The sequence below is a fragment of the Mesorhizobium amorphae CCNWGS0123 genome (assembly GCF_001686985.1).
GTDB lineage: Bacteria > Pseudomonadota > Alphaproteobacteria > Rhizobiales > Rhizobiaceae > Mesorhizobium > Mesorhizobium amorphae.
In genome coordinates this window covers 5,731,096-5,746,803 of record NZ_CP015318.1, presented here as the reverse complement: position 1 = coordinate 5,746,803, position 15,708 = coordinate 5,731,096, and the positions used below count along the sequence as shown (strand labels likewise).

The 15,708-nt window shown below is 62.3% G+C and carries 18 protein-coding genes and 1 tRNA gene; 7 read left to right on the top strand and 12 right to left on the bottom strand.

What is annotated here, in order from left to right:
* Positions 1–528 precede the first annotated feature (528 nt).
* A tRNA-Met gene (locus A6B35_RS26995) sits at positions 529–605 on the bottom strand.
* A 237-nt stretch (positions 606–842) separates the two neighbouring features.
* On the opposite strand from A6B35_RS26995, the gene A6B35_RS26990 reads away from it, so the two are divergent.
* Positions 843–1,808 carry a Gfo/Idh/MocA family protein gene (locus tag A6B35_RS26990; RefSeq protein ID WP_006203589.1) on the top strand — a complete coding sequence of 322 codons (966 nt, stop codon included), beginning with the start codon at positions 843–845 and terminating at the stop codon, positions 1,806–1,808.
* A 160-nt stretch (positions 1,809–1,968) separates the two neighbouring features.
* Here the strand turns inward: A6B35_RS26990 and mnmA are convergent, their stop codons facing one another.
* A complete protein-coding gene (gene mnmA, locus A6B35_RS26985) occupies positions 1,969–3,159 on the bottom strand; it encodes a tRNA 2-thiouridine(34) synthase MnmA (protein ID WP_006203588.1) in 1,191 nt (396 codons plus the stop codon).
* 259 nt (positions 3,160–3,418) lie between these two features.
* Here mnmA and sciP point away from each other — a divergent pair, with 259 nt between their 5' ends.
* Entirely contained in the window at positions 3,419–3,694 is a 276-nt protein-coding gene (sciP, locus tag A6B35_RS26980) for a CtrA inhibitor SciP (protein WP_006203587.1), read from the top strand.
* Between the two features lie 72 nt (positions 3,695–3,766).
* Here sciP and A6B35_RS26975 read toward each other — a convergent pair whose 3' ends face one another.
* Positions 3,767–4,693: an NADP-dependent oxidoreductase gene (locus A6B35_RS26975; RefSeq protein ID WP_006203586.1), complete on the bottom strand. Its 927-nt coding sequence runs from the start codon at positions 4,691–4,693 to the stop codon at positions 3,767–3,769.
* A gap of 89 nt (positions 4,694–4,782) precedes the next feature.
* Here A6B35_RS26975 and A6B35_RS26970 point away from each other — a divergent pair, with 89 nt between their 5' ends.
* Positions 4,783–5,187 carry a winged helix-turn-helix transcriptional regulator gene (locus tag A6B35_RS26970; RefSeq protein WP_040583140.1) on the top strand — a complete coding sequence of 135 codons (405 nt, stop codon included), beginning with the start codon at positions 4,783–4,785 and terminating at the stop codon, positions 5,185–5,187.
* A 75-nt stretch (positions 5,188–5,262) separates the two neighbouring features.
* Here the strand turns inward: A6B35_RS26970 and A6B35_RS26965 are convergent, their stop codons facing one another.
* On the bottom strand, positions 5,263–5,640 hold the full coding sequence (locus A6B35_RS26965) for a flagellar export protein FliJ (RefSeq protein WP_006203584.1): 378 nt from the start codon (positions 5,638–5,640) through the stop codon (positions 5,263–5,265).
* Positions 5,641–6,089: 449 nt separating this feature from the next.
* On the opposite strand from A6B35_RS26965, the gene ctrA reads away from it, so the two are divergent.
* Entirely contained in the window at positions 6,090–6,785 is a 696-nt protein-coding gene (gene ctrA, locus A6B35_RS26960; RefSeq protein ID WP_006203583.1) for a response regulator transcription factor CtrA, read from the top strand.
* Positions 6,786–6,882: 97 nt separating this feature from the next.
* Here the strand turns inward: ctrA and A6B35_RS26955 are convergent, their stop codons facing one another.
* On the bottom strand, positions 6,883–7,251 hold the full coding sequence (locus A6B35_RS26955) for a response regulator (RefSeq protein ID WP_006203582.1): 369 nt from the start codon (positions 7,249–7,251) through the stop codon (positions 6,883–6,885).
* A gap of 250 nt (positions 7,252–7,501) precedes the next feature.
* Entirely contained in the window at positions 7,502–8,131 is a 630-nt protein-coding gene (gene chpT, locus A6B35_RS26950) for a histidine phosphotransferase ChpT (protein WP_006203581.1), read from the bottom strand.
* A 358-nt stretch (positions 8,132–8,489) separates the two neighbouring features.
* Here chpT and A6B35_RS26945 point away from each other — a divergent pair, with 358 nt between their 5' ends.
* From A6B35_RS26945 to A6B35_RS26935, 3 genes are all read left to right on the top strand, one after another.
* Entirely contained in the window at positions 8,490–9,071 is a 582-nt protein-coding gene (locus tag A6B35_RS26945) for a DUF1134 domain-containing protein (RefSeq protein ID WP_006203580.1), read from the top strand.
* A 202-nt stretch (positions 9,072–9,273) separates the two neighbouring features.
* Positions 9,274–10,416, top strand: coding sequence for a coiled-coil domain-containing protein (locus A6B35_RS26940; RefSeq protein WP_006203579.1), 1,143 nt, complete (start codon positions 9,274–9,276; stop codon positions 10,414–10,416).
* Between the two features lie 27 nt (positions 10,417–10,443).
* A complete protein-coding gene (locus tag A6B35_RS26935; protein ID WP_139032227.1) occupies positions 10,444–10,713 on the top strand; it encodes a hypothetical protein in 270 nt (89 codons plus the stop codon).
* On the opposite strand, the gene A6B35_RS26930 is transcribed toward A6B35_RS26935, so the two are convergent.
* The 6 genes from A6B35_RS26930 to A6B35_RS26905 form a co-directional block, all read right to left on the bottom strand.
* On the bottom strand, positions 10,695–11,492 hold the full coding sequence (locus A6B35_RS26930) for a TrmH family RNA methyltransferase (RefSeq protein ID WP_006203577.1): 798 nt from the start codon (positions 11,490–11,492) through the stop codon (positions 10,695–10,697). The genes A6B35_RS26935 and A6B35_RS26930 overlap by 19 nt on opposite strands.
* Before the next feature lie 146 nt (positions 11,493–11,638).
* The gene (locus tag A6B35_RS26925) at positions 11,639–11,977 is read right to left on the bottom strand and encodes an ArsR/SmtB family transcription factor (RefSeq protein WP_006203576.1); all 339 of its coding nucleotides are present in this window, start codon (positions 11,975–11,977) and stop codon (positions 11,639–11,641) included.
* 159 nt (positions 11,978–12,136) lie between these two features.
* A complete protein-coding gene (locus tag A6B35_RS26920) occupies positions 12,137–12,913 on the bottom strand; it encodes a HugZ family pyridoxamine 5'-phosphate oxidase (protein ID WP_006203575.1) in 777 nt (258 codons plus the stop codon).
* A gap of 40 nt (positions 12,914–12,953) precedes the next feature.
* Positions 12,954–14,120, bottom strand: a complete 1,167-nt coding sequence (locus A6B35_RS26915; RefSeq protein WP_006203574.1) for a CaiB/BaiF CoA transferase family protein — start codon at positions 14,118–14,120, stop codon at positions 12,954–12,956.
* Between the two features lie 6 nt (positions 14,121–14,126).
* Positions 14,127–14,888, bottom strand: a complete 762-nt coding sequence (locus A6B35_RS26910; RefSeq protein WP_006203572.1) for a 3-hydroxyacyl-CoA dehydrogenase — start codon at positions 14,886–14,888, stop codon at positions 14,127–14,129.
* A 70-nt stretch (positions 14,889–14,958) separates the two neighbouring features.
* Positions 14,959–15,495 carry a GNAT family N-acetyltransferase gene (locus tag A6B35_RS26905; RefSeq protein ID WP_006203571.1) on the bottom strand — a complete coding sequence of 179 codons (537 nt, stop codon included), beginning with the start codon at positions 15,493–15,495 and terminating at the stop codon, positions 14,959–14,961.
* Between the last annotated feature and the right edge of the window lie 213 nt (positions 15,496–15,708).

Below are 15,708 nucleotides of genomic sequence, written 5' to 3'. Positions count from 1 at the left end.
CTCTGATGGGTAACGGCCCTGTCTGGAGTCGAACTCGCACACAATAGCAGGGTCGGAGTTTGGAGCAATCGAGGGCTGGACATGGTTCATGCTGCCTTCGTCCGCGCCAACGGAGTTACGATGCGTATCCGGAAAACCGCTTTGGGTTCAGCATTTGCCCGTGCTCAGGCCCCAAGGAAGTCGGCAGGGTCGAGACGCGACATGCGCGGACATTATATAATTGGCAAGGTCCGGTCCTGGCGCAAGCCGGACCTAGGGAGCGATGGCATAGTTGTGGTCTTGTTTGGCAGGCGAGCGAACCGCAAAACTGCCCGCAGCATGGCCGGCGCTAAAGCATTGATATTGCTGTCGTCAAAACCTAGGGATTTTTTGGGGCTACTCCCCAGCTTCGGAGAATGATGGGCATTCGGAGAACAGTTTGGGGGAAAACGTGGTCTTCGCACTCCCCAGCTTTCGACCCCAAACGGCGCAAATGCTGGGCTTTGTCGACCCTGCAAACGAGCCAGAGAATTGTTCGGAATTTGAGGGTGGTAGCGGGAGAGGGACTTGAACCCCCGACCCCAGGATTATGATTCCCGTGCTCTAACCAACTGAGCTACCCCGCCAGGGCGGCGAAAGGCTCGAAATCCACCTTAAATTGCAAGGCATGTCGAGGCGTTCACCAAGGTCGCGCGGATATAAGGTTGGGAGGGCAAGCCTGTCAAGCTTCGAAGCGGCCTGCGCGCCGGCATAATCTCGCCATCGAAAAGCTTTGCCGGGCAGGCAATCGAAAAGGGGTGCGGGGTTGAGTTCGACCCGGCACGTCGCTATGTCTCGGCCACGATTTTTAGAGTTTGAAAACAATGAAGCCGCGCATTGCAGTCCTTGGTTGCGGATACTGGGGCAGCAACCACATCCGCACCCTCAAGGCGCTTGGCGCCTTGCACGCGGTGTCGGACGAGAACCGCGCCCGCGCGGAAGGCTTTGCCAGCGAGCAGGATTGCCTGGCGATCGAGCCGGAGCAGTTGTTCGTTCGCGACGACATCGACGCCATCGTCATGGCGCTGCCGCCGCAGTTCCACGCCGACATGGCGGTGCGCGCCGTCGAGGGCGGCAAGGACGTGCTGGTGGAGAAGCCGATCGCGCTGACGGTTGACGATGCCGAGCGCGCGGTGCAGGCGGCGAAGGACAATGGCCGCGTCTTCATGGTCGGCCATGTGCTGCGCTTCCACCCGGCTTTCGAGACGCTGAAGGCGTTGATCGACAAGGGCGAACTCGGTGAAGTCCGCTACATCCACTCGCATCGCCTCGGGCTCGGTAAGTTCCATACCGAGAACGACGCGCTGTGGGACCTGGCGCCGCATGATCTGTCGATGATCCTGGCGATCACCGGCACCGAGCCGATCGAGGTCAGGGGCGAGGGCGCCGCACTCCTCGACAATCTCAGCGACTTCGCGCATCTGCACATGCGCTTTCCCAACGGCCTGCGCGGCCATCTCTTCGCCTCGCGGCTCAATCCCTATCGCGAGCGGCGGCTGACTGTGGTCGGCACCAAGGCGATGGCGGTGTTCGACGATGTCGAGCCATGGGAGCGCAAGCTTGCCGTCTACCGCCACGCGGTATGGCAGGACAGCGGCCAGTGGGCCTTTACCGCCAACGAGCCGTCCTATGTGGCGGTCGGCGAAGGCATGCCGCTGACCCGGGAGCTGGCGCATTTCATCCAGTGCATCGAGACGCGGGCCGAACCGCGCACCAGCGGCGAGGAAGCGATCAGGGTGCTGCGCATCCTGACGGCGGGCACCATCACCCACAGCAAATCCAGTTCCTGAGACCGTCTGGAAGACTCTACTCCGGCGGTCACCTGATGGCGTTTTCTGCGCTTCCGGTGCTCGCGGACCCAAATGTCGGCAGCGCTCCGGTTCTCGAAACCACCACCAGATGGCGCGCCAGAGCGAGTTTCGAAACAGTCTCTGAGAGAAAAAGCCGCCCTTATTCGGCGGGGATATGTGCCGGGCGGGCGGCAAGCCGGCTCAGCATGGCCTCGGCCTCGGCGCCGCGCTCGGAGCGCTCGATGAAGCCGCCGCCGAACACGCGGGCCTCGTTGCCGTCGTCGGAATAGAGCACGCAGGCCTGGCCGGGCGCGATGCCGGACTCGCCGTCGACCAGCTCCACCGAGGTGACGCCGTCGCGGTGATGCAGCACGGCCGGGCGCGGCGGACGCGTCGAGCGGACCTTGGCGAACAGCTCGAGGCCGCCGGCGGGCACGTCGGACAGCGGCCCATCGCCCAGCCAGTTCATGTTGCGCAGATAGATCTTGTGCGTCTCCAGCGCCTCGCGCGGACCGACGACGACGCGCGCCCGGTCGGCATCAAGATGCACGACATAGAGCGGCTCGCCCGAGGCGATGCCGATGCCGCGGCGCTGGCCGATCGTGTAGCGCAAGATGCCTTCATGGCGGCCGAGCACTCGGCCGTCGATATGGACGATGTCGCCAGGGTTGGCGGCAGCCGGCTTCAACTTGGCGATGATGTCGGAATATTTGCCTTGCGGCACGAAGCAGATGTCCTGGCTGTCCTGCTTGGCGGCGACCGTCAGCCCCATCTCCTCGGCAATGGCGCGAACCTCGGGCTTGGAAAGCCCGCCGAGCGGGAAGCGCAGATAGTCGATCTGCGCCTGCGTGGTGGCGAACAGGAAGTAGCTCTGGTCGCGATCGGCGTCGACGGGCCTGTAGAGCGCGCGATGCGCGCCGTTGGCGCCGGAGCGAATGTAGTGGCCGGTGGCCAGCGCGTCGGCGCCAAGCTCCTTGGCGGTCGCCAAAAGGTCGGCGAACTTCACCGTCTGATTGCAGGACACGCAAGGGATCGGAGTCTCGCCGGCGACATAAGAGTCGGCGAAGGGGTCGATGACCGCCTTGCGGAAGCGCTCCTCGTAGTCGAGCACGTAGTGGGGAATGCCGAGCGTCTCGGAGACGCGGCGGGCATCGTCGATATCCTGGCCGGCGCAGCAGGAACCGGCCCGGTGTGTTGCCGCGCCGTGGTCGTAGAGCTGCAGCGTGACGCCGACGACGTCATAGCCTTCGCGTTTCAACAGGCCGGCGACGACCGATGAATCGACGCCGCCCGACATGGCGACAACGACACGGGTGGTTTCGGGACGTCCTGGAAGGTCGAGGCTGTTCATGGTTCTTTCGTTCTGCGTGGCGCCTGAATGCCAATGGCCGGAATATAGGTCAAGCACCTGCGTGGCGCCAGCATCTCGCACCCAAGCGATTTTTGCCTGCGAATCCAGCGTCCGATGGCCGATATTTCAAATGCCGACGAAAAGACTAACGCGGCGTTCATGATCCTTACCTAGCTATTAGGGTTCGCTTAGGCAATTTTTAAAGCTGTGGCGGTACTGTGGCGGGGATTGGGTCTTTGAGTTTTTTGTAGAGAGTACGATGACCGATCTAGTTAGACCGCGAGTCAAATATGTTATCGGGCCTGACGGCAGCCCTCTCACGATTGCCGATCTGCCGCCGACGAACACACGGCGCTGGGTTATTCGGCGCAAGGCGGAAGTGGTCGCTGCGGTACGCGGCGGCCTTTTGAGCCTTGAAGAGGCATGTCAGCGCTACAAGCTCACCACCGAGGAATTCCTGTCCTGGCAGGCGTCGATCGATGAATACGGCCTTGCCGGGCTGCGCACGACGCGCATCCAGCAATACCGGCACTAGACAAGGCCGGGTCAAAGATAGAGGGCGCGGCAATGCCGCGCCCTTTTGTTTTGCTGGAACGATCCCTGTGCCTCAGACCGTCAGCACCACCTTGCCGATCGGCCTGGTAGCGAGAAAGGCATGGGCGGCACCGGCTTCTTCGAGCGGCAGCGCCTTTGCCACGTGGACGGCGAGCTCTTTCGCATCGATCAGTCCGCCAAGCTCGGCAAGGCCGTCGCGATCGGGCACGACGGACATGCGCTCGACACGGATATTGCGGGCGCCGGCGTCTGCTTTGGTGGCGTCACTGACATCGAGCAGCGACACCAGAACGCCGCCGTCCCTCAGTACCTTCAGTGAGCGTTGCGCATGGTCGCCGCCGATCGGGTCCAGCACCAGGTCGATATCGCGGGCCTTGCTGGTGAAATCGCCCGTGGTGTAGTCGATGACCTCATCGGCGCCGAGCGAGCGGACGAAGTCGAGCTTTTCCGGGCTGGCCGTGGCGATGACATAGGCGCAGCGCGCCTTGGCGATCTGCACCGCCAGATGACCGACACCGCCGGCCGCCGCGTGGATCAGCACGCGCTGGCCCTGTTCCAGGCGGCCATGGCGAATGAGGCCCTGCCATGCCGTCAGGCCGGCCAGCGGCAGCGCGGCGGCTTGAACGTGGTCGATGCCTTCAGGCTTCGGCGCGATTTCGTCCACTGGCGCGACCGCCAGTTCGGCATAGGCGGCCGCTTGCCTGGGAAAGTGCGGCATGCCGAACACCGCGTCGCCGATCTTGAGGCCGGTCACGTCAGGGCCCAGTGCCTCGATGGTTCCCGAGATGTCCCAGCCGAGGATGAAGGGCGGTTCGCCAAGCAGCGGGAAATAGCCGGCACGAACGGCGCCATCGACGGGGTTGATGCCTGCCGCCTTGACGCGGACAAGCACCTCGCCGGCCTTTGGCGAGGGGTCGGGCCGATCAGCGATGACGAGGACGTCGGGTCCGCCGACGGAGTTCTGGATAATGGCACGCATGGAAATCTCCTGCTGGTTGGTGCGCCACTATCATTTGGATAGTAATATTCTATTGTCTAGTATGTACCTTTTCTATATATAGGTACCTCATGGATAGTGAAGATAATTCCTCGTTCGGTTACGACGCCTTCCGGCGGACGTGCCCATCGCACACCGTGCTCGAGACGCTGGGCAACAAATGGGTCTATCTGGTCGTTTGCGCCTTGCGCCGCGGCCGGCTGCGTAATGGCGAACTGGCGCGCAAGCTTGAAGGCATCACGCCGAAGATGCTGACGCAGACGCTGCGTATCCTCGAACGCGACGGCATCGTGCGGCGCGAGATCTTTCCGGTCATTCCGCCGCGGGTCGAATACGAGCTGACCGAACTCGGCCAGAACTTGGCGGGACTGCTCAATCAGATACGGTCTTGGTCGGAGCAGCATGTGCCCGACATCAAGGATGCCCGCGCGCGGGCATCGATGGAATCTCAAGAGGATTCTGTGGCGCGAGGCTGAGGCCGGCATCAGCCTGGCCAGGTTCCGGCCGCGGCAGCTTCGATGGCGTTCCGGGAACGCCGATTGGCCTGTTTTTCAGCCGATCATGGCGCTGCGGCCGCCCAGTTCGGCATCGCGGATCTTGGTGTCGCGCGATTCGAGCATCTCGGCCTTGGAAAGCTCCGCTTCAGCTTCGCCGAGTAATGATTCGGCAGTGCTTCGCTGCTGGGCGAGGTCGCTTTGAGAATTTCTGAGGTTGTCGCGGCGCAAGCGTGCCGCCTTGGCGAAGGTCGGATAGGCAAAATGGTTGATGTCGGTGATGCCGGCCTTCTTCTCTTCAGCGGTGATCTGAAGCTCCAGTTCGACAGCCATCCGTTCGAACTCGGCGATCATCATGTCGAGCTGCAGCAGCTGCCGCCGCTTCTCATTCACCTGAAACTGCTTCAGCCGAACGAGGTTTTCACGTGACTTCATGATTCGGTACTCCCGGAAACGCACACCCGCACATATCGTCCAAACCGCCTGGAAAGGCCCAGGCGTCACCCGTTTCCCCCGGCTTTCCCCGAACTATGGGAAACAAACTCCTAAAGTTTTTTGCCGTTGGTAACCATTCGTTTACGGGCATTGTTAATCATACGGGCGAGGACTTAAGGCCGGGTAAAAATTCCGGTTTTCGGCGGAAAGCCAACCGGCGAGTCCCTGGAGTCACTTAGGCTGGCTTATTAATGTGGTGCATTAGCGGTTTGGGTCTGTGATTCGTTATTAGATTCAAGAGGGTGTAGAAAGGGGTTAAAAAATCTGGTATCGTCCTCGGCACGAAATTAGGTTTTGTTAACCATTCGGTGGCACCTTCTGTTCAGGCAATCACTGCTCCGGTCCGGGACGGGTCGTGACATGGACCGGCAGCAGAAAAGGGGAATGAAATGCGTGTTCTGCTGATTGAAGATGACAGTGCAACCGCACAAAGCATCGAATTGATGCTGAAATCCGAAAGTTTTAATGTTTACACGACCGATCTCGGCGAAGAGGGCGTCGATCTCGGAAAGCTCTACGACTACGACATCATCCTTCTCGATCTCAATCTACCCGACATGTCGGGTTACGAAGTCTTGAGAACACTTCGCCTCTCCAAGGTGAAGACACCGATCCTGATCCTGTCCGGTATGGCCGGCATCGAGGACAAGGTGCGCGGCCTCGGCTTCGGTGCCGACGACTATATGACCAAGCCTTTCCACAAGGACGAACTGGTGGCGCGCATCCATGCCATCGTGCGGCGCTCCAAGGGCCATGCCCAGTCGGTCATCACCACAGGCGACCTGGTGGTCAATCTCGACGCGAAGACCGTCGAAGTCGGCGGCCAGCGCGTTCACCTGACCGGCAAGGAATATCAGATGCTGGAGCTGCTCTCGCTGCGCAAGGGCACCACGCTGACCAAGGAAATGTTCCTCAACCACCTCTATGGCGGCATGGACGAACCGGAACTGAAGATCATCGACGTCTTCATCTGCAAGCTGCGCAAGAAGCTTGACGCCGCGTCCGGTGGCCAAAATTACATCGAGACGGTCTGGGGCCGCGGCTATGTGCTGCGCGAACCGGAAGACATTCGCGTCAGCGCCTGAGCAAAGACCTTCGTTTGATTTTCCAATAAAAAACCCGGCTTCGGCCGGGTTTTTGCATGCTGGGCGTTGAAGCCGCCCGCTATCCGCTGCTGGCGAATCAGGCGGCGATTTTCAGGGCACGGAAACGCTCGAGCAATTGCGGCCGGTTGAACGGCTTCAGCAGATAACCCTGAGCGCCGGCGCGCTTTGCCTTCATGATCGAGGCGACGTCGACCTCGACCAGCGAAACCAGGATCTGCGGCTTGACCACGCTCTCCATGGCGCGGATGCGGCGGATGAGGTCCACGGCCTGCACATCCGGCAAGGCGCCGTCGATGACGATGACGTCGGGCATGTCGGCTGCGCACATCTCGATCGCGTCGAGCCCCGTGGCCGCTTCGATCACGGTCAAATCGGAGCCGCCAAGGATGCGCTTTGCAACCTTCCTGATGACGCTCGAATCGTCGACGAACAGGCAGCGTTTCATTTCCGGGTCCTCTCGGCCATCTGGCGAACCGGCAATCTGCGGGCAACCACGAGGCATATTAGAGCAATCTGGTAAAGAAGCCGAAAAGCCGTTAGGTAAAGTTTTTGCAAAGATACGCCGCGCGTGTCTTTTTCGTCGCGAATGCCGCGAGACCAAGCCGGCAAAACTTGCTCTGTCTGAATTATCGCCGAATTAACAAATATTAGCAGAAATAAATACTTTGGCAGTTCTTGCCGACTGGCGAAGGGGTTCAGGCCGCCGACAGCACGATCTCCTCGGCGGTCGCGTGGATCGAGATCGTCATGTTGGCCTCCCGCGCCAGCAGCAGCGTGTAATATGGCTGCACCGAATGGGCGTCGATCGGCTCCTCGGGCTTGTGGCCGGAATGAAGCTCCAGGAATTTCGGCGGCACGCGCAGCATTGGGCCGGCGGCCGACAGCGCAAAACGCGGCTCGGTGTCGAGATTCTCCAGCGTGACCACAAGCTTGCCGCCGCGCGGGATGGCAGCGTTGGCGACGAGAAGGAGGTTGAGCAGCAGTTTGACCTTGTTCTTGGGCAGCAGCGCGCGGGGCCCGTTCCAGGAGAGATCCGGCTTCTCGTTCTTGAGGAAGGCGATGGCGACTGCTTCGGCATCTCCGGTATCGATCATCATGCCGGCCGAGCCGGCGGCGCCGAAGGCGATGCGGGCAAATTGCAGGCGGGCCGAAGCGTTCCTGGCACTCTGGCGGATCAGCTTCATGGCGTCTTCGTCGGCGCCGCCCTCATCGAGCAGTTCGAGGCCGTTGTTGATCGCGCCGACCGGCGAGATGATGTCATGACAGACCCGGCTGCATAGAAGCGCTGCAAGATCCGGTGCTGAAAGGGTGAACAGTTCGGCCATGGGCGAAGTCCCTGATAAAATCCACGTACTCATGGCCGAGCGATCATTGTCGCCTGCCCACACGAATCACGCTCTCTCCCCAGGTCATCTGAATACACAGCGCCCGTGCGTGCGGCAACAAATCCAAAATTGTCGTTAGCGAAAATGGTGCGTCCACGCAGGATTCTCGGCCTGCGCAGGCGGTTTGAAGCCGGTGTGTGAGGACCGCCAGCCTTCGAACTGCCATCTTCATGTGGAAGCTTAATGGTTGAAAAAGGATTACGGCATAGTTTGCCTGTGACAGTTACCCCTAGCGGCCGCCAAGAGCCGCATGGGTGCGAGGCGTCGGCGAAAGTGCTCCCTGACGGAGATTGGAAGCATGTTTTCCCGATTCTACGACCGGAGTTTTTTCCGAGTCATCTCAATGACGATTGCCCTGATGGGCGTTCTCGTCTTTTCGACCTCCGCGCTGCGGGCCCAGGAATACACCGCTCAGGAGATCGTCGATTCCGGCCATAAATTCTTCGGCGCTACGTCGGGTGGCCTTGCCACCGTCGTCGAGAAGATTTTCGCTTCCTATGGCCTGCCCAACGGCTACCTGCTTGGCGAAGAGGGCTCCGGTGCGCTGATCGGCGGTCTGACCTATGGCGAGGGAACGCTCTACACCAAGAACGCCGGCGACCATAAGGTGTTCTGGCAAGGTCCGTCGCTCGGCTGGGATTTTGGCGGCGAAGGCTCGCGCGTGATGATGCTGGTTTACAATCTCGACGATGTGAACAGCCTCTACAACCGCTTCGGCGGCGTCGCCGGTTCCGCCTATGTGGTGGCGGGCGTCGGCTTCAACGTGCTGCAGAACAACAGGGTGCTGCTGGTGCCAATCCGCACCGGCGTCGGCGCCAGGCTTGGCGTCAATCTCGGCTATCTGAAGCTCACGCAGCGGCCGACCTGGAACCCGTTCTGAGCGGGCATATTGATATTCAGGTGAGCCGGCCTGACCTGAATCTCAACATGCGTTCGCTCGCGATCGTGCCATCGGGGGATTTTGTGAGGTCGCAGGCTGAACGTGGCCCGCGGCACACTCTTGCCGCGGCGCTGGATTTGCGTCATGCGAAGATGGCAAAGTCGAGCTTTGGCGGTTGTTGCCATCATAGCGGATAGTCACCTTGATCCAGTCGATCCTGTTTTTCGCCCTCGGCTTTCTCTGCGCCGGTTTTCTGGCGCTGCTGGTCGCTCCGGCCATCTGGCGGCGCGCCGTTGCGCTGACGCGCAAGCGGTTCGAGGCGTCCATGCCGATGACGCCGGTCGAAATCCAGGCCGACAAGGACCGGATCAGGGCCGAGTTCGCGATGTCGGCGCGCCGGCTGGAGATGAGCGTCAAGGCATTGCGGGAGAAGGCGGCCGAACAGCTGGTCGAGATCGGTCGCGGGCGCGAGGCCCTGAAGGGGCTGGCGGTCGAGCGTAAGGACAAGCAGCAGGCGCTTTCCGAACTGGAGGCCAGGACCCAAGAGCTGCATCAGCGCGAGGAGCAGTTGCGGCACCTTTCGAACAAGCTCGCGCAGAGCGAGCGCATGCTGGAGAAGCGCGCGCTCGAGCTCGAAAAGCTGGAGCATATGTATGACGACGCCAGCTTCTCCTCCAGCAACCGCCAGATCGAACTGGTGGCGCGCGAATCCGAATTGGAAAGCCTTGCCAACGACATCACCGTGCTGCGCAGCCAGCGCAAGGAGGCGGACAGGCGCAATCAGGAAACCGCGGCCGAAAGCAAGGCTGCGCGGGAGGCCTTGAAGGTGGAGAAGAAGAGAACCGTCGAGCTCGACAAGAAGGTCGAGCGCCTGCTCGCCACGCTTGCCGATCGTGAGGAGAAGCTCGACCGCCGCGAGAAGGAAATGGCGCGCCTGCGCGAACGATCGAAGGGCGAGGCCGAGGCAAACGCTCCGGCGGCGCTGCTTGCCGGCGGAGGCGACAGCCTGACTGCCGTCAGGAGCGACGACATCGAAAAGGCGATCGCCAAGCTCGATGGCGACCGCGAGCGGCTGGAGGCACGGCTGACGACGCTGGCCCGCGAGAACAAGCGTCTCAAGGCGGATCTCGGCGCGCTGGCTGCGTCCAGCCCTACGAATGGCAGCGCCGCATTGCGCGAGCAGATGAATGAACTGGCGGCGGAGGTCGTCCACCTGACGGCCAAGCTCGAAGGGCCGGATTCGCCGATCGCCAAGGCATTGGCGACACCCTCGGATACCAGATCCGGCCACCGCAGTCTCGCAGACCGCGTGCGGGCGCTGCAGAAGGCGGATTCTCCGACCTGAAAGTTGCACGCATGGCCGGACATCACCATGTCCAACGCCATGATCCTCTATGCCGGTCTCGCGATTCTGCTATTGGCTGTCTGGCACTTTCATCCAGTGCTTTTTGCGTTGCTCGATGCTGCAACGTCGCTGTCCAGTGCTACGGAAATAGCTCGCGATGCGCGGTCGAAAGCCACCGGCGCTCCGCTGCCGTTGGCCGACGATACGGAGACCTTCAGGGTGGATGTCGCGCCGAGCGAGACCGGCACGACGCGCGTTGTCGATGACGGGTTATGCGGTCAGCAACGCGAAAAATGATGCAGGGCGATGGCTGAGGCGGCGGCGACGTTCAGGCTGTCGAAGCCTATCGCCATATCGATGCGCACCGTTTTCAGGCGGGTGAGCAGGTTTTCGGGCAAGCCTTCGCCTTCGGTGCCGAGATAGAGCGCCAGCCTGTCCGGCCTGCTTGCACCACGAATGTCGGCCTCGCCGCGTGGCGAGAGCGCGACCTGGCTGAAGCCCAGCCGGTCGAGCATGGCGATGAAGCCGGTTGTGTCGTCGAAGGACGCGAAGGGAACCTTCAGCGCCGCGCCGACCGAGACGCGAATTGCCTTGCGGTACAGCGGATCGCAACAGGTCGCATCGAGCAGAACCGCATCGGCGCCAAAGGCGGCGGCGTTGCGGAAGATCGAACCCATATTGTCGTGATTGGCGATGCCGACCAGAACGACGACCAGCGCATTGGCAGGCAGGGCCTCCAGCAAGGCCTCGGCCGGCTGCGAGGCGCCTCTGCTGCCGATCGCCAATATGCCGCGGTGCATGTGAAATCCGGCGATCCGGTCGATGATCTCGCCGCTGGCGACATAGACCGGGAGGTCCGCCGGCGCCTTGCGCAAGGTCTGGTCGAGACCGGCCAGCCGGTTCTCGAGAACCAGAACCGATTCGGCGGCAAAGCGGCCGGCCGACAGCAGGATTTCGAGCACCACCTTGCCTTCGGCAACGAAACGGCCGTGCCGGCCAACTAGGTCGCGCTCGCGTATGTCGATATAGGCAGCGACACGCGGGTCTTGGGGATCATCAATGTGGATCAGGTCCATGCATTGCCTCGGCCTGCTCGCATCGATCCGAATGTGGATTTTCGAAAAGCGATGCGCGGATATGACATGGAGAGCGGCGTGCGCCCAGATGAACGCACGCCGCTCGAAAAGTCGTCAGCGAGATAAGGAACGATCGGACCTGCCGGTCAAGCCCCGGCGCGACGCAGGCGATGGGCCATCCGCGACAAGTCGCCGTCGCCGAAAATGCCGTCCAGCATGCGAAGCAGCTCGCGCGCGGCTTCGGACTTGCAGGCATAGTAGATCATCTGCCGGTCGCGGCGGGTCTCGACAAGATCGAGCGCCCGAAGCTTGGCCAGATGCTGCGACAGGGCGGACTGGCTCAACTGGATCTTGTCGGCGATGGCGCCGACCGACATTTCACCGTCCATCAGGTAGCTCATGATCAGCAACCGTTTCTCGTTGCCCATAAGCGTGAGGAACGTGGCTGCTGATTCGGCGTTGGCGAGTAGCTTGCTCGAGATCATCGATGCCCCATGTTTTTGAGCTCATCCTGACGCTATGGGGGCAATAGCGTCAGATTCCATAAATTCACGTGTGGATGCACGCTGCTGAATCAGCGTCATGTGCGAGGGTAGAACATTTCTTCCAAATCTCAAGACTTGCTTTTGATTCAAGGCAATTAACTATCGATCTTGTGAATAGCCGGCTGCGCGTCCGGCCTTGGCCATATCGACCAGGGCCGGCCGCAAATCGCGGGCCGTCTTCAGCGGTTCGGGGAAGAAGACCCGGCATATGGCGTCGCCCGAGGCCAGGTCCATGCCGTCGGCGTCGAAGCCAGTGGCAATCCAGTCATCGCCATCGGCCTTGGCATAGTGATGCGCATAGATGGCGATCGCGTCGAGGTGGTCGGCATTCATGTGGTCGAGAGCCGATTGTTCGCCGGCAGCCAGTTCGTCGACGACCGGCCCGGCGGTGACCAGGTCGCTACGATCGAGCAGATAGGCCTTGCCGAACCCGCCATTGAGGCTGGCGCGCTCGGGCTCGAGCCGGAAGATCGAGAAGTCACCAAGCCCGGCATAGAGCCGTGCCTTGGGATTGCGGTTGAGATAGCGCCGCTCTGCGCGGGCTTGCTCGTCCGATCCACGCTCGAGCCGCCGCGCCCGGCAGACCAAGGTGACACGCGGATGCGCCAGCGGATCGCCCTTGCCGGGTTCACCGACAAGCAGCGAGCAGCGCGGGTCGGCGAGGATGGCACCTGTATGCGCGGACAGCATCGAAACCAGGATTAGGGCCGCGCCGTCAACGTCGGTGGCGACGCCAACCCTGCTCGCCAATGGCGATCCGGTCGCTGGCTCGATGACAGCCAGCGCACCGAAACGTGCGCTGCGGATCAGCGTCCTTGCCAGCCGGATCGCTTCGGCGTCGGTCTCGCGGATGACGTCCTTGTTCCTATCAACCAAAAGCGTTCACCGTCATAAGTTGATTTTCTTTCTCCACTTATCAGCCGATCACGCCTGATTTGACAAGGGCTTCGACCTCGCCTTGCGCAAAACCGAAGCGCCTCAGCACCATCACCGGCCGGAGATCGTGTTCGTCCGGCTTTGTGGCAAGCGTTGACGGCGTTTGCGAGAAGCGCGGCGCCGGGGCAGGGCGATCGAGCCTGCCTGCCTTCACAAAGGCGCCGCGAGCCCGATTGTGCGGATGCTCCTTGGCTTCCTGAAACGACAGCACCGGCGCGACGCAGGCGTCGGTATCCGCAAACAGGGCGGCCCAGTCGTCGCGCGTCTTCCGCTTGACCCTAGCGGCGATGGTGGCGCTCATCTCCGGCCATAACGCCTTGTCGAACTGGTCGCGCACAAAGTGTTCGTCGAGTGGCAGCAGCCTGGCGAATTCGGCGAAGAAGCGGGGTTCAAGGCAGCCAACGGCGACATGGCGTCCGTCATCCGTCTCGTAAGTGTCGTAGAAGGGCGCGCCGGAATCGAGCAGGTTTACGCCGCGTGCATCCCGCCAAAGGCCGGCCGCCATCAGGGCATGGACTGGTGCCGCCAGCATCGAGGCGCCCTCGACCATTGCTGCGTCGATCACCTGGCCCTTGCCGGAGCGCGAGCGTTGGAATAGGGCTGCCAGCACGCCGGCAATCAGCATCATGGCACCGCCACCATAGTCGGCGACGAGGTTGAGCGGCGGCACCGGTCTGCCTTCCTCGCTGCCGATGGCGTGCAGCACGCCGGAATAGGCAAGATAGGTGATGTCGTGGCCGGCGCGGCCGGCGAGCGGCCCATCCTGGCCGAAGCCGGTCATGCGGCCATAGATCAGCGCCGGGTTGCGTGCCAGCACCGGATCAGGCCCGAGGCCAAGCCGTTCCATGGCGCCGGGACGAAACCCTTCGATCAGCATGTCGGCCTTTTCGGCAAGGCTGAGCAACAGTTCTGCGCCTTCGGGGCACTTCAGGTCGACGCGCAGGATGGAACGGCCATGGCGGTCGAGGTCGTATTCTTCCGGCAGCGCCATCAGAGGCTGGCCGGAGCCCGCCCGTTCGATGCGCAGCACCTCGGCGCCCATCTCGGACAGCATCAGGCCAGCCAGCGGCACCGGGCCGAGGCCGGCCATCTCGATCACGACCAGACCGCTGAGCGGGCCGCTCCTGGCCGGGACGGGGGTGCTCATGGCTGGCTATTTCGGCGCCATGCGGATGGCGCCGTCGAGACGGATGGTCTCGCCGTTCAGCATCTGGTTCTCGACGATATGGAGCGCGAGTGCCGCATATTCGGAAGGCTCGCCCAGACGAGACGGGAAGGGCACGGCGGCACCCAGCGAATCCTGCACCTCCTGCGGCATGCCGGCCATCATCGGCGTCCTGAAGATGCCAGGTGCAATCGTGCTGACGCGGATGCCGGAACGCGCAAGGTCGCGGGCCACCGGCAGCGTCATGCCGACGACGCCGCCTTTGGACGCTGAATAGGCTGCCTGGCCGATCTGACCGTCATAGGCCGCGACGGAAGCGGTGTTGACGATGACGCCACGCTCGCCGCCTTGCAGCGGCTCGAGCTTCGCCGCCCGGTCGGCGAACAGGCGGATCATGTTGAAGGTGCCGATCAGGTTGATCTCGATCACCTTGCGGTATTGCTCGAGCGGATGCGGACCATCCTTGCCGATCGTCTTCACGCCGATGGCGATGCCGGCGCAATTAACCAGGATGCGCGGTTCACGGAGCCGCTCCGCCACTTCGGCGAAGGCGGCCACTCCGCTGTCGCTGCTGCTGACGTCGCACTGGACGGCAATGCCGCCAATATCGGCCGCCACCATGTTCGCACGGTCGATGCCGACATCGAGGATGGCGACGCGCGCGCCCTTGGCGGCAAGCGATCGGGCTGTCGCCTCGCCGAGGCCGGAGCCGCCGCCGGTGACGATCGCAATCTGGCCATTGGGGTTCATGTCGGCGTCCTCCACAGATTTTGGATGATGCTACGAAGCTCGCAGCGCAGGCGCAACCGGCAGGATAGCCTCAAGCCATGACCGGGACGGGATCGGAAACCCGCGCCACGTCCGCATGGCAGACCTCGCCCGACAGCCGGGCGACGGCGCCTGGTACGATCTCGTGCGACAAAAGCCGGTCGAGGTCGACCGGGCGTGGCATGGAGATCTGCCCGCGCGGGATCCTCTTGAAGCCGAGCGGGCCGTAATAGGGCTCGTCGCCAACCAGCATCACCGCCGGCATGCCGGCCTTGGTGGCGGCCTCCAGTGCGATTGCCACCAGCCGGCGGCCGATGCCGAGATTCTTGAAGGCAGGCCGCACCGCGAGCGGCCCGAGCATCAGCGCGCGGCCGACGCCGGCCGCGATGCGCGTCATCCGCACCGAGGCGACGACAATATCGCCATCGACGGCGACGAAGGACAAAGCGCGCTCATGGCCTCCGGCTTCGCGGATCTTGTAGGCCGCGAGTACGAAACGGCCCGGCCCGAAGGCCTCGTCGTTGATGGCTTCGATTTCGGGATCGTGCGCCGGGGTTTCCGGCAGGTATTTCACGTCGGCAAGGCTCATGGTCTTTGCGTTCCGGTAGAGGAGGAAAGGTTTGCTGCAAACGGCAGCGTTCGCCAGTCAGCGCTTCATCAAGCGCGGGCGTCCTTTCGTCGTCGGTCAAACCGGATCGTGGCAAAGTCGAACATGCGCATTGTCCGCTAGCATCAAATTCCGGCCGCTGCAATCGGCCGTTTTCGTCGGCCGTTTCGGCCGAGTGACGGTCTGTTCAGCACC

Coding starts and splice junctions, on each gene's coding strand:
- A6B35_RS26990 (WP_006203589.1), top strand. CDS start 843: ATGAAGCCGCGCATTGCAGTCCTTGGTTGCGGATACTGGGGCAGCAAC.
- mnmA (WP_006203588.1), bottom strand. CDS start 3,159: ATGAACAGCCTCGACCTTCCAGGACGTCCCGAAACCACCCGTGTCGTT.
- sciP (WP_006203587.1), top strand. CDS start 3,419: ATGACCGATCTAGTTAGACCGCGAGTCAAATATGTTATCGGGCCTGAC.
- A6B35_RS26975 (WP_006203586.1), bottom strand. CDS start 4,693: ATGCGTGCCATTATCCAGAACTCCGTCGGCGGACCCGACGTCCTCGTC.
- A6B35_RS26970 (WP_040583140.1), top strand. CDS start 4,783: ATGGATAGTGAAGATAATTCCTCGTTCGGTTACGACGCCTTCCGGCGG.
- A6B35_RS26965 (WP_006203584.1), bottom strand. CDS start 5,640: ATGAAGTCACGTGAAAACCTCGTTCGGCTGAAGCAGTTTCAGGTGAAT.
- ctrA (WP_006203583.1), top strand. CDS start 6,090: ATGCGTGTTCTGCTGATTGAAGATGACAGTGCAACCGCACAAAGCATC.
- A6B35_RS26955 (WP_006203582.1), bottom strand. CDS start 7,251: ATGAAACGCTGCCTGTTCGTCGACGATTCGAGCGTCATCAGGAAGGTT.
- chpT (WP_006203581.1), bottom strand. CDS start 8,131: ATGGCCGAACTGTTCACCCTTTCAGCACCGGATCTTGCAGCGCTTCTA.
- A6B35_RS26945 (WP_006203580.1), top strand. CDS start 8,490: ATGTTTTCCCGATTCTACGACCGGAGTTTTTTCCGAGTCATCTCAATG.
- A6B35_RS26935 (WP_139032227.1), top strand. CDS start 10,444: ATGTCCAACGCCATGATCCTCTATGCCGGTCTCGCGATTCTGCTATTG.
- A6B35_RS26930 (WP_006203577.1), bottom strand. CDS start 11,492: ATGGACCTGATCCACATTGATGATCCCCAAGACCCGCGTGTCGCTGCC.
- A6B35_RS26925 (WP_006203576.1), bottom strand. CDS start 11,977: ATGATCTCGAGCAAGCTACTCGCCAACGCCGAATCAGCAGCCACGTTC.
- A6B35_RS26915 (WP_006203574.1), bottom strand. CDS start 14,120: ATGAGCACCCCCGTCCCGGCCAGGAGCGGCCCGCTCAGCGGTCTGGTC.
- A6B35_RS26910 (WP_006203572.1), bottom strand. CDS start 14,888: ATGAACCCCAATGGCCAGATTGCGATCGTCACCGGCGGCGGCTCCGGC.
- A6B35_RS26905 (WP_006203571.1), bottom strand. CDS start 15,495: ATGAGCCTTGCCGACGTGAAATACCTGCCGGAAACCCCGGCGCACGAT.